Raw genomic sequence first — 15,043 nt, 5'->3', positions numbered from 1 at the left:
CCGGGAGTGGATACTCACACCGCACACCCGGTCACGGCATACCCGGCATCGGCCGGATAGACGGGGTGCGAGATTGTACTCGCCCTCACCGCATCATGCAATTTGGCAGGGAATCATCCCCGGCGCGAGTCGACGGGTAAAATGGGCCGCTCAGGCCCAGCGGGAGAGGGGGGAAGGCATGGCGTAGGCATAGCCCTGCTGATAGTCGCAGCCGAGCCGGTTGGCTGTCTCGATGTGCTGCAGGGTTTCGACCCCTTCGCACACCACCTTGATGCCGAGCCGCTGCAGGTACTCCACCAGACCGGTCAGCATGCGCAGGGCATGGGGTGTCTTGCTGGCTTGCAGCAGCAGGGAGCGATCCAGCTTGATGATCTCGTAGGGTAGCGCCATCACTCGCTGGAAGTTGCAGGCCTGGGTGCCAAAATCGTCGCAGGCGATGTGGGCACCGTGCTCGCGCAGCACCTCGATCAGCGCCCGATGCGGAGGGTGCAGCGGGGCATGCTCCAGCACCTCGAACCAGATCTCGATCCCCAGCTTGCGCGCCTGGATCAGCACCAGCAACAACAGGTTCTGATAGGTGGGGCTGCTCAGGGTCGGGTTGAGGTTGATGGAGAGCAGATAGGAGCCCGCCTTTGCCAGGGTCGGCAGATCCCGCATGACGGCTCTGAGCATGACGATGTCCAGATGCAGGGATTGATCCTCACTGAGGGAGAGAAAGTCGATGCCCTGATAACTCAGCTGAGCCGGATCCCAGCGTCTGGCCAGCACCTCATAACCCTTGACCTGATGGTCCCGCCCTATGATCGGCTGATAGAAGGGCACAGCAAGCTCTGCGGCCGCAATGCTTGCCATGTCACTTATTGGGTACTCTTCTTTAAATGCAAACATGGCACTTACCCGCAATATAGATATGGCTTCAAATAGTACATTACGGGAGCCAATACCCTTTGTAGGAGTATTCTGATAATCGGCGGGCTTAATAATTTATTATGGCTATCAATATAGGAACATTCCTATTAATTCGCTTTATGGGCATATACTAAGATAAGAGCCAATGGCTACAGATTGATAAAAATATTTCTTGCGTGCGGTGGATGTCTGATTGGTGTGAAATAAATATGAAGAGATATTTTTGGGTGCTGCTGTTTTTTTGCGGGCATGTCTTGGCGTCGACTGATATCAGTGTCGGTACTCTCTATGACTATATGTCATCGGAAAAAAACACCCAGCTAAAAAGAATCCGGAATATGGGTGATGAGACCGCCTTTATCAAAATAACGCTGGCCGAGATTGTATATGGTGCCGATGGTGTTCCAAAGGAGCGGGAGTTACCGGAGGAAGGCGTTCGCCAGCTGGTCACCAGTCCATCACGGTTGATTATTCCTGCAGGCGGCTCTCAGGCGACCCGCTTTATCTATATGGGCGAGCGGGATCGGGAACGTTATTTTCGGGTGCGCTTTGTGCCGGTCAAACCACAGGGGGATGAAATAACAGAATTACCCTTGAAGTCACATCTCAGCGCCGGTGTCAGCATTATGACCGGTTATGGCACCATTTTGTTTGTTGCCCCAAAAGTGCCCCGTTACGACACGCGAATGGTGCGTGAAGATGGTGCCCTTTATGTGCAGAACCTCGGCAATGCCACCGTGGTTCTCGATTATCTGGAGGTGTGTGACATAACGTCATGCAGCCAACCGGAGAAGCTGCATCTGCTGCCCGGCGTTAAAAAACGGGTCAGCCAAGATGCCGCCAGTACGGTTCGTTTTGAACTGATAGAAGGAAAGCAGTCGGTATTCAAGGAGTTCAAATTCTGAATAGCGATATGCCATATGAATATCATCAAAGAATAAGGAGTGGTTATGAAGAGGTTATGGTTCGCCCCCGCACTGTTGTTGGCAAGCGGAACCCTAATGGCGGCCGAGCAGGTCGAGCATACGGTAACGGTGACGGCGCAGATCCCGACTGACAAATTTTATGTGCAGCCGGTCGGGGACTGGATGAATACCCCGCAGAAACTGACCTTCAACCCCTTTAGCCAGAAGCTGGATCCTTTGGCCAAGCAACTGGAGATGAAGAGCACCCTGGGCTCCATCAAGGGCTATCTGGTCTATCCCGCGACGATGGCCAGCGGCAAGGAGAGCATCGGCCTGACGGTCAAGGTGGCAGGTACGGCACTGACTACCGCGTCTCAAGATTTGTTGAACCAGGCGGACGCCAGTACCGGCAAACAGGTCGGGCTGGAGATCATCCCCGCTGCGGCGCCAACCGGTGGCTACAAGCCCGGCAACTATCAGGGGATTGTCAGCATGATGTTTGAATCCGAGGCCCCGCCTGCCCAACCCGCTACCTAAATTCATTACAAATTAAGACCCAAGGGGCCGCGTGGCCCCTTTCTAGTGAGGCATCTATTTATACAGGTTGAAGACCATGGTTCGAACTCATCTTCTCTTGCTTGGGTTGTTGCTCTCGGCCCCTGTGATGGCGGCAGAGCCAGCCCTGTTGCTGCAACAGGCACGGCAATTGCCGGAAGGGTTTGAAGAGCACTTTTTTGGGGTGCCGCTGATGGTGCGAGTCACAGTCGATGGCCGCCTGCTGGGGGATGGCGAAGTGCTGCTCGGTCGTGATAACTCGGTGCAATTGCTCTCGCTGCTGGAGGTGCAGGAGAGCGAGTTTGACGAGGGGGCGCGTGAACGCTGGTTGAACAAACTGGGTACAAGACTGCCCCTTGGCGAGTGCGACCCGCGCTGCCCGGAGGGGATCCTTGGGCTGCAATACAGCCTGGAGGAGTCCCAGCTGTCTGTATTGACCAGTGAGGTGGAGCAGGCGGCGCGGGATCAACGGTTTATGGCACTGCCAAAAGGGAGCAAGGGGCTGCTGGTTCAGAACCAGCTGAACCTGGTGCAGGGCAGCCAGCGCAGCGGCCACTATAACCTGCAGTTGGAGGGTAGCTGGGGGCGGTGGACCCCTTTTATGGAAGGGGATGCCAACTGGCAAGAGGGTGGGTCAACTGATCTGGGGATGGCTCAGGTCTATGGAGAACGGCTCCATGAGGCCAATTTTTATCGTCTCGGCTTTTTCTTTCCCTCGGCGCAGGGGTTGGTGCGTCAGCCGAACTACTACAGTGGTGCGACGCCCACTGTGCTCGGGGTGATGTGGGGTAGCTCGGATCTGCTGCGCCGGGAACGCGGGGTCGCCAGCATGGTGCCGATCCAGGTGGCGCCGACGCGCCCCGGCCTGGTGGAGATCTACCGTGACGGACGCCTGATCCAGTCCCAACCGGTCGTCGCGGGTCTGCAGGCGCTCGATACCCAATCCCTGCCAGGGGGCATCTACGAGGTGGAGCTGCGGCTGCTGGAAGATGGTCAGGAGAGCCGCCGTTGGCGCGAGATGATCTACAAACCCGCCAACTGGCAGACGCCGGAAGAGCCGTGGCGCTTCAACCTGTTTGCCGGACGCCAGACCCGCTGGCTGGTACGCCAGGGAGACAGCGACCTGGAAGGGGCCAGTGGTGGCATTGCCGTTAACCATCTGCTGCTCCCCTCGCTGGTGGTGGGGGCGGGGAGCCAGTATGTGGACAGGCGGGCCCAGCACGCCTTGTCGCTCGACTGGCAGGCCACCAGCCAGCTTCAGGGCTTTGCTTCCGTGAACCAGAGCGCAGGCTCGGGCTGGGGATATGATCTGCAGGGGATCTATTGGCATGGCAACAGCAGCCTGGTGGCGAGCCATTCGCGCAACCTGCGCAAGCAGGGGGAGGCAAGTCGTAGCTCCAGCCTGTCACTGCAGCAGTCGCTGGAAAAGTGGGGAACGCTCGGCCTCTATGTCTCTCACCAGTCCGGTCGCGGCAATAGCGCCGATCTGGGATGGCACTACAGCGACAGATTGTGGGGGCGCTGGGTGACCTGGGGGCTGACCCTGTTCGATCGCCCCGGCAGCGAGAGCACGGCGCTGCAGCGGGATCGCGGCAGCACGCTCAGTCTCACCGTCAACCTGGGAGGGGACGATCGCCAGCTGTCGCTGGGGCTGGGCAGCAATACCTCACGCTCGGGCGGTGCCCAGCGCAGTGCCTATCTCAACTACCAGCAGCAGGTGGATTGGGGGCCGCTGCGCCAGATCAGCCTGGGCAGCACTGTAGACAGCTATGGCAGCGGTCTGTCCGGCTATGGCCGCTTCGGGGCGCCCTGGCTCGGTGGCGACCTGTTTGCCCAGCACTCCTCCTATAACGGTGAGGTGACCGGCGGCGTCAACCTGGAGAGTGTGCTGGCGCTGGGACAGGAAGGGGATCTGGCACTGGGCTCCCGCGAGATGGGCGCCATGGGTAACGAGGCGGCGATGATCCTCGATATCGACGCCGATGACGAGGCGGCGCGAATTTGGGTCAGCGACGATCAGGGCGGCGTGCAGACCCTGGGACCCGGTCGCCATCTGGTCTCGGTACCCGCTTTGCAAAGTGGCGCCTTGCAACTGGAGATGGCCGATCACGAAGGGGCACCACTTACCATCAAGCCCACCGTGCTCCCCTACCACCTTAATCGCGGCGGAGTGGGTTATGGCCAGGTGAATGCCATAAGTACCGTCACTGTGATTGGTCGCCTGCTGGATGAGCAAAGCCAGCCACTGCGTGGTGCCATGGTCAGTAACCCCATAGGGCGGGCATTTACCGAAAACGATGGCTTCTTTGCGTTAGAGGCGAGCCGACGGCAGCCGGAATTTACCGTGGAACATAATGGTACCCTCCATTGCAACAATCCGGCAGGTAAGCAGGGGAGTATTGAGGAAACAGATATTATTCTATTAGGTGAGTTGACATGTTCATCATTGAGGGTTGTAAATCAAAGCATGGTATCTACCAAATGATTAAGTTAAGAGCTAGTGATTTTTATTTGCCTTTTTTTGAATCCATGCCAACTTATATTTTTGTATTAACTTTTCTGCTCTCCGGTAATGCTTTTTCTAAAACAATAGAGGTGACTGCTGAGTATAAACCGAAGTCATATGATATAAGTGATAGTTTGTTCAAGAGTACAACCAAGTGTGAAAAATTGACTGGGTGGATTTGGCTGGCTGATTGTGATGGTAGCATCTCACCACTCGATAACTTATTGTTTTCTATCGATGCTGATGTGAAGAGAAGAACTATTGTTGAGTTTTCAGATCCCAAGGATTCATTTTTTTTCTTAGGTTTCCCAAGAGAGAGGAATATAGTGTTGGTTTCAGGTGATGGGGTGAGTTTTTCCGCGTCATTTGTCCCCAAAATGATGGGGGTATTTTATAACTCAGATATAAATACTGATATTGGTTGGCCATTCTACAATAATGTATTATCTAATCCGCTTGGGGGGTGCAGTCATATCGATAAACATATCGGAGGCGGTAACTTCTTGTCGCATTGGATGATGTTATGGAAAGGTGAGGCTGGAAATAGATGTTATACCAAGTCATCTCTGCTTTCTAATGGAACCATAAAGGGCTTTTTTTTTGGCTTCAAAATAAAACCACCTTCACCTATTGGTATGCCTAACGGCATATACAAAGGAAGTATTACATTATCTTTAGGAAAGGATGGCGATCTTAGTTTCGGTAATGGTACATATACAGATAATCAACTGGTAATAAACTTGACACTTGTTGTTAGGCATCAGCTTAAAGTTGTTTTCCCCATGAAAGAAAAAACAGTAGACCTTCAGCCAGTTAGAGGATGGAATAACTGGATATATCGTAAAAATGGTCATGCGCCAGACACATTAACGGCAACATTAGCAGCCAGAATCTGGGCCTCTGCACCCTATAATGTACGACTGAAATGCCAATATATAAATAGTAGTGGAGATCGCTGTTTGATTAAAAATGAACGAGCAAATCACTCTGTCCCTGTTGATGTCTATGCTACAGGGATGCATTCTCGTCAATATCTAATATATCCAGATAAAGATGAAAATTATTATGGTCACTCCATTCTATCGGGTGATGAGCGGCCATTCAAATTTGAAATAAAGGGTGCACAGGTTTCAGAAATGATGAAGCACCCTGGTGGGCGTTACAAAGGAGATATCACGATCATAATTGAAGCGGCAATCTGACCATTACCAATGCACCATGATTACTCTAATATAATGGATTGCAAACAAAATCAACTTTTTTTTAATATAGGCCATGAATTTTTGCATATTCAAAAAGGGCGCTGTCACTGGTAATACCCAACCTTGCCATGGCATTTTTCTTCTGGGTGCTGATGGTCTTGACACTGCGATGAAGGTATTCCGCAACCTGGGTGACCGACATGCCGCTGGCCAGCAGACGCACCACCTCGCTCTCTTTTGGGGTGAGCGGGGTGATCTCGGTGTGACGGGATAGTCCGGCTTCGGCCAGCGAGGTTTTTACCGAATGACCGAGGTAGGTGTGGCCCTGCAATACCTGACGAACGGCCTCTGACAATTCAGTAATAACGGATTTTTTCAGTATTAGGCCATCAACACCGCATTGCAGCAGAGCATGCAATATCGCATTGTTGTGCAGCTGGGTGAGTACGAGAATGGCCAGGTGAGGATATTCCCGGCGTAACTGTTCTATCATCACCAAGCCGTCACTGCGCCCATCACCCGGCATGCTGAAGTCGGTGATTAGCAGATCGCACGAGTGTTGTTTTAATAAGATAAATAAATCAGAAACACTATATGCCTCTGCCACTATGTCACAGCTTGGGATTATTTTTTCAATCAGACTGCGTATGCCAGTCAGAATCAATGGGTGATCATCGGCAATTATCAGCTTGAAGGACATGAATGAGCCTTTTATAAATCATGGAATAATATTAAGTCCGTTAAATTTAGCACGTCTATACTACGCTATGCACCCTTTTATAGGGGATGGTTTCATTTTTGACGCGGTGTTGAACTCTGATGAATATATATTGCGTGAGGTTGCCGCTAATAAACAGGTTTATCCTGGCCACATGGGTCTTTTTGCAGATGCCCATCTCGTTGGCGGCAGAGGCGCCGACCCGCCAGACCATAGATGTCGGCATCATGGCCGGAGGGTGGGGAGCCTTTCAGCAATGGGATGGTCAGGCGCCCTCCGGTTTCAGCGTCGATCTGATGTTGCAGCTGGCGGCCAGGCTGGACTATCAGGTGGTCTGGCATGTATACCCCAGCTGGCGCAAGATGTATCAGGACGCCTGCCGGGGCAAGGTGGATATCCTGCTTGATGCCTTCAGTACCGACAAGCGGCAATGTATCTCGTTTAGCTTGCCCTATTACACTTCGCCGACCGTGGTGGTGGTGCGCCAGGACAGTGACCTGTTTCAGGATGTCAGCCGTTTGCCACAGGCAAGCGTGGCTATCGAAAAGGGCTTTTTAACGGAAAAACTGATCAGGCTGCACTACCCGAATGTCTCTCCATTGCTGGTGGTTGATACCCGCAGCGCCTTGATGGCCGTTGAGCAGGGGGAGGCCGATGCCTATATAGGCAACCTGCATGTGGTCAATCTGTTTATCAAGCACCATCCGGGGCTGGTGGTGGTGGCCCAGTCCCCCCTGTTGATGGAGACGCTGCATCTTGGGGTCAACCGCAACAAACCCGGTTTGGCCATACGGCTCAATACGGCCATCCAGTCGCTGACGGTTGAAGAGCGTGGCGCCCTTGAACAGCGCTGGCTGGGGGAGAGCATCACACCCCAATTCATGGGGCACAGCGGTTTTTTGCTGCGACCTGACGAGCGAACCTGGTTGTCGACGCTCCCTCCCATGAAGCTTGGCCTGATCCCGGGGTGGAGCCCCTTTTCCATGCAGGATAAAGAGGGTGGATGGAGCGGGTTGATCGCCGATTACCTCTCGTTGCTGCGCGAGAAGCTGGGGTTGGCTTATCACAATCTGCCCGTGAAGAGCTGGCCCGATCTGCAGCAGTTGCTGCTGCACCACGAAATCGATATGACGGTGTTGCCTGTGCGGATTGTCGAGCGGCTGGCAGGATGGCACGGGAGTACAGTTTTTTCCGCTTTTCCCATGGTGTTGGTGACGGCACGCGACAGCCATCCCATCGGGGACATCACTGATCTGGCGGGCAAACGCCTGCTGCTGACCGACAGCATGCTGATCCCGCAGCTCAAGGCGCTGTTGCCGGATACGACGCTGATGGTGACCCGCAACGCCAGCGAGGGATTGACGGCGGTTGCCGATGGGAAGGGGGATGCCTACATCGGCAATCTGGTGGTGGTGTCGCGGCTGATTGCGGAGCAGTTTGAGGATCAGCTGCACATTGCGGCGCCCTCTCCTTTCAAGGATGAACTGGTGGTGGCGGTACGTGAGCCCTATGCCCCGCTTCTGCCCTTGGTCAACCGGGTGCTGGCCAGTATGAGCGACAAGGAGCGACGGCAGATCCGCAATACCTGGTTGGCATTGAACTACAGCGAGGGGGTGCCGTGGCAGCAGCTGATACGCACCTTGATCCCGCTGGGGTCGGGGATCTCTCTCTTTATCCTGGTGCTCTTCATCGCCTATTGGCGTCTTCGCCAGGAAATCGGCAGGCGTCGACAGGTGGAGGCAGCGCTGGCCAGTGCGAAAGCGCGTGCGGAATCTGCGGCCACCATGAGGGGAGAGTTTCTGGCCACCATGAGCCACGAGATCCGCACCCCCATGAACGGCATCATGGGCATGGCGGAGCAACTCTCCCTGACCGGGTTGAGCGAGGATCAGCGCCAGATGGTGGAGATCATCAACCGTGGCGCACGGGGTCTGCACGCCCTTATCGACAACGTGCTCGACTACGCCAAGCTGGAGGCGGGCAAGATGATCCTCAGCGAGGAGCCGTTTCTGCTGCGCGAGCTGGTAGACAGCGTGTTGACCATGACGCTGAGCGAGGTGCATCGCAAAGGGCTACGGGTCTATCTGTGGACCGATGCCGAGGTGGCTGCCCGGGTGAGTGGTGATGCGCTGCGGCTGGGCCAGATCCTCTTCAACTTTGTCAGCAATGCCATCAAGTTCACCGAGCAGGGATTTGTCGAGCTATCGCTTCGACTGGTGCATCAGGACGCGGGGCGGCAAACCCTCTGCTTTGGTGTGCGTGACAGCGGTATCGGCATGGGTCCTGAAGCCCAGCAGCGGATCTTCAATGCGTTCGAACAGGCCGATGGCTCGACCACCCGCAGTTATGGCGGCTCTGGATTGGGACTGAGCATCAGCCAAACCCTGGCGACGCTCATGGCTGGCGAGATCCGGCTGGAGAGTGCTCCTGGGCTCGGTACCTTTATCAGCCTGACGGTCACTTTGCCGGTGCTGGCACAAAGCGAACCAGATCCTCGTCTTGAGGGGGTCAGTGCACATGTCGAGCTGGATGACGAGAAGGCGTGCCACGCGCTGCAACTGCACCTTGATGCGCTGGGTGTGGTAGTCGTCCACGAGTGGCAACATGCCAGATTGCACTTCAGTGACCATGAACAGGTCAGCGAGGGGACCATCCGTGTAGTGCCGTTGGCGACTCCCCTTGGCTATCGCTATGAGGAGGGGACATGTCTGCTCAACAGCAATCCCATGACCTGGCACGCGGTCAGGGCCGTGTGTCACCGTCAGTTGGACCTCAGAGAGGGACCGGGGCAACAACTTGCGCGAGAGGAGGCAAAGAGCCGGCCGTTGCTGCCTCATCGGGTTCTGCTGGTTGAGGACAATCCGCTTAATCAGGCACTGGTGATGCGCCAGCTCAGGCAACTTGATGTGAGCTGCGATCTGGCGGAGCACGGTCGGCAGGCTCTCGAGATGGTCGCCCAGCACTCTTATGATCTGGTGCTCTGTGACTGCCAGATGCCGGTGATGGATGGTTATGAGTTCGCACGTAGGGTGCGGGCGAATGAAGGGAATGAGCGATTGCTGATCATCGCCATGACCGCGAATGTCATGCCCGAGCAGGCCACACGCTGCCTGGCGGCTGGAATGGATGACGTGCTGGGGAAACCCGTGCTGATGGATGGGCTGCGTCAGATGTTGATGAAATGGGATGTCCTGGCGCAGCCCAGATTGCTTGATGTGGATCTGCTACAGACAGCGTTTGGCATTGGCCCTTCATTTGTGAAAATGATGGCATCGTTTCGTCAGGAATTGATGCAATCCCTAGCCTTGGAGCATGAAGATGACAAATCACTCGCCAACTGGGTGCATCGACAGGCGGGGACGATCGCCATGATGAGGGTGGACGGGGTGGCAGAACAGGCTTGGCAGCTGGAAGAACACATTCGTAAGGGGGGCCGGGCAAGCTGTGAGGCAGCGCTGACAGCATTTCGCGATGTGCTCCACCAACTGGTCGATGAGCTGGCGGCACTCGTTGAGCACACTGACTCGCCTTGAATCCGGGGTCAGCGGCTGATGGCTTCCAGCGGGTAAAGCGGGGTGGCTTCATGAAGTGCAGTCAAGCTAGCCTGTGCCAGCCAGTCCCAGTCGAGCAGGGGGGTGTCGGCCTTGAAACGCTGATAGGCGAGGCCCTTGTCGACCGTCAGGAACAGGGTGGTCGGCAAGCCGATGCGGTTGATATAACGCACCATCACCTCACCCCGGTAGCTGGTCAGCCGCTGCTGCAACTGCTGCAGGTTCAATCCTTTCGCCTGCCCTGCTTCATCCCAGATCTCAAACATGGTCATGTCCTTGAACGATATGGCAATACTGTTTCCAAAAGCGGGCCCACAGGCAATTGTCAGATCTGACAGTGTCAAATGAATAGATGCATGAAAAGCGAAAACCCGGCACTAGGCCGGGTTTTCTGAATGATGGTGGAGGGAGAAGGATTCGAACCTTCGAAGGCAGAGCCGTCAGATTTACAGTCTGATCCCTTTGGCCGCTCGGGAACCCCTCCACAGGGGTACTACACAAATTGTTCAGGAAGATGGTGGAGGGAGAAGGATTCGAACCTTCGAAGGCAGAGCCGTCAGATTTACAGTCTGATCCCTTTGGCCGCTCGGGAACCCCTCCACGGGGTATTTTCCTGATTGTTGCACTTGAATGGTGGAGGGAGAAGGATTCGAACCTTCGAAGGCAGAGCCGTCAGATTTACAGTCTGATCCCTTTGGCCGCTCGGGAACCCCTCCCCAAGTGCGAGGCGCATACTATCAGATCTTCGCTCTTTGTGAACCCCTTGCAGGCATATCTGGCGACAAAAAAGTATCATTCGGTCATTTTTTGATATTTGTCGCTCATTTTTCACGCTTATCAACGACTTCCCTGCTGCTGCCTGGCATTGATCACGATGGTGGCGAGGCGAGGTGTCGCACTAGTCGGTTGCCATCAGGCAGCGTTTTATACTGAAAAATTCACCTTATTTTGTAAGTGTGATGGCTGACCGCTTCACTGATGGACATTGCTGCTGCCGCATTTTACTCTCGCCATGTTATTCAACTGTTAACATGGATTGTGGACTTCTCCTATGCAGGCTCTCGATATCGCCGTGTTGCGCGGCCAGTTCCCCGCTCTCAATCAGTTGGTTGAAGGCAAAACCCCCGTTTTTTTTGACGGCCCCGGCGGGGCCCAGGTACCACACGCCGTGCTCACGGCCATGACAGATTACCTCGGCCGCTTCAACGCCAATCTGGGCGGCCCCTTTTTTTCGGCCAGGGCGACCGAGCAGCAGGCCCTGCGGGCCAGGCTGGCGGTGGCGGCCTTGCTGGGGGCGGAGCGGGCTGAAGAGATAGTGTTCGGCGCCAACTTCACCACCCTGACCTTTGCGCTGAGTCGTGCCTTGGCCAGGGAGTGGCAGGCGGGGGACGAGATTATCGTCAGCGCGCTCGATCACTACTCCAACGTCTCCAGCTGGCAGCAAGCGGCAGCGGATCGCGGCGTGGTAGTGCATCAGGCAAGAGTAGATGTGACGACCGGGGGGTTGGACTATGCGCATCTGTTCAGCCTGCTCGGGCCCAAAACCCGGCTGGTGGCGGTGACGGCGGCCTCCAACACCACAGGCACTCTGGTCGATATTCCGCGTATCGCCGATGCGGTGCACGGGGTGGGGGCCCTGCTCTATGTAGATGCAGTGCACTTTGCGCCCCATGAGCGCATCGACGTGCAGGCCTGGGATTGCGACTTCCTCGGTTGTTCCGCCTACAAGTTTTTCGGCCCGCACCTCGGCATCCTCTTCGGCAAGCATCGCCACCTGGCGCATTTCACCCCCTACAAGGTTGAACCGGCCAAAAATGTGGCGCCCTACAAGTGGGAAACCGGTACCCAGAGCTGGGAGGCGCTGGCCGGAGTAGAGGCGACCGTAGAGTATCTAGCCTCCTTGTCCGGGCTGGACGGCGCCGAGCACGAGCTGGAAGCTCGCCTCGATCTGGCGTTTGCCCGCAGCCAGGCCCATGAGCGGCAGCTCAGCGAGCATCTGCTGGCCAGGCTGGCCGAGCGCCCCTGGTTCACCCTGCACGGCATTCAGGGCAGCAAGGGGCGCACTCCTACCTTCGCCCTCACTTCAAGCCGTCATAGTCCGGCCGAGATGGCCGAGTTTCTGGGGCAACATCAGGTATGCAGCTGGGCCGGCCACTTCTATGCGCTGGCGCTGGTGGAGCAGCTGGGGGTGAGCGACGGTGTGCTGCGAATAGGTTGCATGCACTACAACACCTCGGCGGAGATTGATCGCCTGTTCGCCCTGCTCGACGACATGCCGCATTGAAACAACACAGCCCGGTCAGACCGGGCTGTGTTGTTTCATCTGTCTGCTAGCGTCCCACGATGGCGTGATGGATATCCTGCAGCGGCAGGACATGGCGGGCGGCGCCGAGCTTGATGGCCTCCTTGGGCATGCCGAAGACCACGCAGGAGGCCTCATCCTGGGCAAAGGTATTGGCACCTGCCTCCAGCATCTCGCGCAGCCCGCGCGCACCGTCATCTCCCATCCCGGTCATGATGATGCCGGTGGCATTGCTGCCGGCAAACTTGGCCACCGAGCGAAACAGCACGTCCACCGAAGGACGGTGGCGGTTGATGAGGGGGCCGTCCATCACGTCGACGTGATAGTAGGCGCCGCTGCGCTTGAGCAGCATGTGCTTGCCGCCGGGGGCGATGAGCGCGAGCCCGGGGATCACCCGATCGTTGCTTCTGGCCTCCCGCACCTCTATCTGGCACAGGTTGTTGAGCCGCTCGGCAAAGGAGGCTGTGAACTTCTCCGGCATGTGCTGCACGATGACGATGCCGGGGCAGACCCGGGGTAGGGTAGTCAGCACGGCCTCCAGTGCCTGGGTGCCGCCGGTGGAGGTGCCGATCGCCACGATCCGCTCCGTGGTCTGGGCCATGGCATGCTGGCTGGCCGGCGCCATGATGGCGTCGGCATTGAGCTTGGGGGCGACCGTGGTGGACTGGGTTCTGACTTGGCGTCTGACATTGGCCTGGGCGGCGGCGCGCACCGCCATGGCCAGCTCTTGCGCCGACTCTTGCAGGAAGCTTTTCAGACCGACCGTGGGCTTGGTGATGATGTCGACGGCGCCGGCGGCCATCGCCTGCAGCGTGGTTTCAGCCCCCTTCTCGGTCAGGGAGGAGCAGATCACCACTGGGGTGGGATGCTCGGCCATGATCTTGGTGAGGAAGGTGATGCCATCCATGCGTGGCATCTCCACGTCCAGCACGATCACGTCTGGCCACTCCTTCTTCAGTTTCTCTTGTGCAAACAGCGGGTCGGAGGCGGTGGCAATCACCTTGATATCGGGCTCCTGCTCGAGAATGGCCTGCAACACCTGCCTCACCACGGCGGAATCATCCACCAGCATGACTCTTATCTGTTTCATTCCCGTCCCCTTAGCGGTGTGGCAAGCGATGATGACGCACCCAGACATTGCCGTTGGCCAGCTCGAAAATCAGACTTCTGTGTCCCGCATGGCCAAGATGATGGGCCTTGATGGTCAGGCCCAGGTGCTGGGTCAGCTGCCAGGCCGCCTTGATGTTCTTGATGGCCACATTCATGGTGTTGAGCGTTTGCTGTTCGATAAACATGTTGCCGCCGCCAAACAGTTTGACCTCGTATTCGTGGATGGGGGCGGGGTGCTTCCCTATTTCGTGGATAAACAGCTGGATTGCCTCATCGGCATAACGACCGTCCAGACTCGGTGCGCTGTGGCCGCGGCTGGGCAGCATGTAATGGCACATGCCACCTCGCTTCTGCTCCGGATGCCACATGGTAATGGCCACGCAGGAGCCAAGATGGGTGCGGATGATGGCGTCATCCTGCCCAAAGAAGAACTCACCCGGTTGCAGCATGACCTCTTTCATACTGAAAAACTCAAGGTTTCAAATAGATGGAAGGGGATACCAGTTGCAGGCCGTGGGGCAGGCCGTTCAGGCTCTCGGCGTGACTGACGATGAGATAGCCCCCTTTTCTCAGGCGCGGCACCAGCCGTTGCAGTACCTGTCCCTTGGTTTCCCGGTTGAAATAGATCATCACGTTGCGGATCAGGATGACGTCGAACAGCCCGATGTCAGGCAACTCCTGATTCAGGTTGATATGGTAAAACTGCACTTTCTCGCGCAGCTTGCGATCGATGATGAAGGTGCCTTCCTGAAAGCCGACCCCCTTCAGGCAGTACTTCATCAACAATGGCAGCGGGATGTTGTGGGCCCGTTCAATGGGATAGAGCCCCGTTCTCGCCTGCTCCAGCACCCGGGTCGAGATATCCGAGGCGATCACTTCCCAGTTACCCAGCTCCAGATGGTCGGCCAGGGTCATGGCCAGGCTGTAGGGCTCTTCGCCGGAAGAGCTGGCTGCGCTCCAGATCCGAACCATCCGCTCTTTTGGCAACTGGCGCAGCACCTTGTTACCGAGAAATTCGAAGTGCTTGGGTTCGCGAAAAAAGTAGGTCTCGTTGGTGGTGAGCAGATCGAGCGCAATCTGCAGTTCACTGCCGCGGTTGTGCATGATCAGGCTGAAATAGTCGCCATAGCTCTCCAGCTCATAGTAACAGAGCCGTTTTGACAATCGGCTGGCGACCAGGGCCTTCTTGGCCGGCGACAGATCGATCCCCGCCGTCTGGTGGATCCAGCGTTGAAACTGCGCAAATTCATCATCATGCAACTGGGTCTGATACACGGAAGGACTC

12 protein-coding genes and 3 tRNA genes are annotated in these 15,043 nt (G+C 56.4%); 6 read left to right on the top strand and 9 right to left on the bottom strand.

The window, feature by feature from the left end:
• Positions 1-150 precede the first annotated feature (150 nt).
• The gene (locus CK627_RS21150; protein WP_095593319.1) at positions 151-888 is read right to left on the bottom strand and encodes an EAL domain-containing protein; all 738 of its coding nucleotides are present in this window, start codon (positions 886-888) and stop codon (positions 151-153) included.
• Positions 889-1,118: 230 nt separating this feature from the next.
• Here CK627_RS21150 and CK627_RS21145 point away from each other — a divergent pair, with 230 nt between their 5' ends.
• The 4 genes from CK627_RS21145 (at position 1,119) to CK627_RS22760 (ending at position 6,077) form a co-directional block, all read left to right on the top strand.
• Entirely contained in the window at positions 1,119-1,814 is a 696-nt protein-coding gene (locus tag CK627_RS21145) for a hypothetical protein (RefSeq protein WP_095593318.1), read from the top strand.
• Between the two features lie 45 nt (positions 1,815-1,859).
• On the top strand, positions 1,860-2,351 hold the full coding sequence (locus CK627_RS21140) for a CS1 type fimbrial major subunit (RefSeq protein ID WP_095593317.1): 492 nt from the start codon (positions 1,860-1,862) through the stop codon (positions 2,349-2,351).
• Between the two features lie 76 nt (positions 2,352-2,427).
• On the top strand, positions 2,428-4,854 hold the full coding sequence (locus CK627_RS21135) for a TcfC E-set like domain-containing protein (protein ID WP_095593316.1): 2,427 nt from the start codon (positions 2,428-2,430) through the stop codon (positions 4,852-4,854).
• Positions 4,806-6,077, top strand: coding sequence for a hypothetical protein (locus CK627_RS22760; RefSeq protein ID WP_157737216.1), 1,272 nt, complete (start codon positions 4,806-4,808; stop codon positions 6,075-6,077). The genes CK627_RS21135 and CK627_RS22760 overlap by 49 nt, the downstream gene beginning before the upstream one ends.
• 61 nt (positions 6,078-6,138) lie before the next feature.
• Here CK627_RS22760 and CK627_RS21125 read toward each other — a convergent pair whose 3' ends face one another.
• Positions 6,139-6,777 carry a response regulator gene (locus tag CK627_RS21125; RefSeq protein WP_095593314.1) on the bottom strand — a complete coding sequence of 213 codons (639 nt, stop codon included), beginning with the start codon at positions 6,775-6,777 and terminating at the stop codon, positions 6,139-6,141.
• A gap of 314 nt (positions 6,778-7,091) precedes the next feature.
• On the opposite strand from CK627_RS21125, the gene CK627_RS21120 reads away from it, so the two are divergent.
• Entirely contained in the window at positions 7,092-10,328 is a 3,237-nt protein-coding gene (locus CK627_RS21120) for a response regulator (protein WP_254425373.1), read from the top strand.
• Positions 10,329-10,336: 8 nt separating this feature from the next.
• Here CK627_RS21120 and CK627_RS21115 read toward each other — a convergent pair whose 3' ends face one another.
• The 4 genes from CK627_RS21115 to CK627_RS21100 all read right to left on the bottom strand — a co-directional run bounded on the left by CK627_RS21115 (position 10,337) and on the right by CK627_RS21100 (position 11,062).
• Complete coding sequence (locus tag CK627_RS21115) at positions 10,337-10,612, bottom strand: hypothetical protein (protein WP_095593312.1); 276 nt, start codon at positions 10,610-10,612, stop codon at positions 10,337-10,339.
• Between the two features lie 133 nt (positions 10,613-10,745).
• Positions 10,746-10,830 (bottom strand) — tRNA-Tyr (locus tag CK627_RS21110).
• 31 nt (positions 10,831-10,861) lie between these two features.
• Positions 10,862-10,946 (bottom strand) — tRNA-Tyr (locus CK627_RS21105).
• A 31-nt stretch (positions 10,947-10,977) separates the two neighbouring features.
• Positions 10,978-11,062, bottom strand: a tRNA-Tyr gene (locus CK627_RS21100).
• Positions 11,063-11,397: 335 nt separating this feature from the next.
• Between CK627_RS21100 and CK627_RS21095 the strand changes: the two genes are divergently transcribed.
• Complete coding sequence (locus CK627_RS21095) at positions 11,398-12,630, top strand: cysteine desulfurase-like protein (RefSeq protein WP_167385397.1); 1,233 nt, start codon at positions 11,398-11,400, stop codon at positions 12,628-12,630.
• A gap of 46 nt (positions 12,631-12,676) precedes the next feature.
• On the opposite strand, the gene CK627_RS21090 is transcribed toward CK627_RS21095, so the two are convergent.
• From CK627_RS21090 to CK627_RS21080, 3 genes are read right to left on the bottom strand one after another with little or no spacing between them, the layout of a single operon-like run.
• Positions 12,677-13,738: a protein-glutamate methylesterase/protein-glutamine glutaminase gene (locus tag CK627_RS21090; protein ID WP_010634881.1), complete on the bottom strand. Its 1,062-nt coding sequence runs from the start codon at positions 13,736-13,738 to the stop codon at positions 12,677-12,679.
• A gap of 10 nt (positions 13,739-13,748) precedes the next feature.
• A complete protein-coding gene (gene cheD / locus CK627_RS21085; RefSeq protein WP_005303792.1) occupies positions 13,749-14,219 on the bottom strand; it encodes a chemoreceptor glutamine deamidase CheD in 471 nt (156 codons plus the stop codon).
• 10 nt (positions 14,220-14,229) lie between these two features.
• The gene (locus CK627_RS21080) at positions 14,230-15,033 is read right to left on the bottom strand and encodes a CheR family methyltransferase (RefSeq protein WP_017779178.1); all 804 of its coding nucleotides are present in this window, start codon (positions 15,031-15,033) and stop codon (positions 14,230-14,232) included.
• Positions 15,034-15,043: the final 10 nt, after the last annotated feature.

The sequence above is a fragment of the Aeromonas dhakensis genome (assembly GCF_002285935.1).
Lineage (GTDB): Bacteria > Pseudomonadota > Gammaproteobacteria > Enterobacterales > Aeromonadaceae > Aeromonas > Aeromonas dhakensis.
The sequence above is the reverse complement of the archived record's forward strand: the minus strand, read 5'-3'. Positions and strand labels throughout refer to the sequence as shown.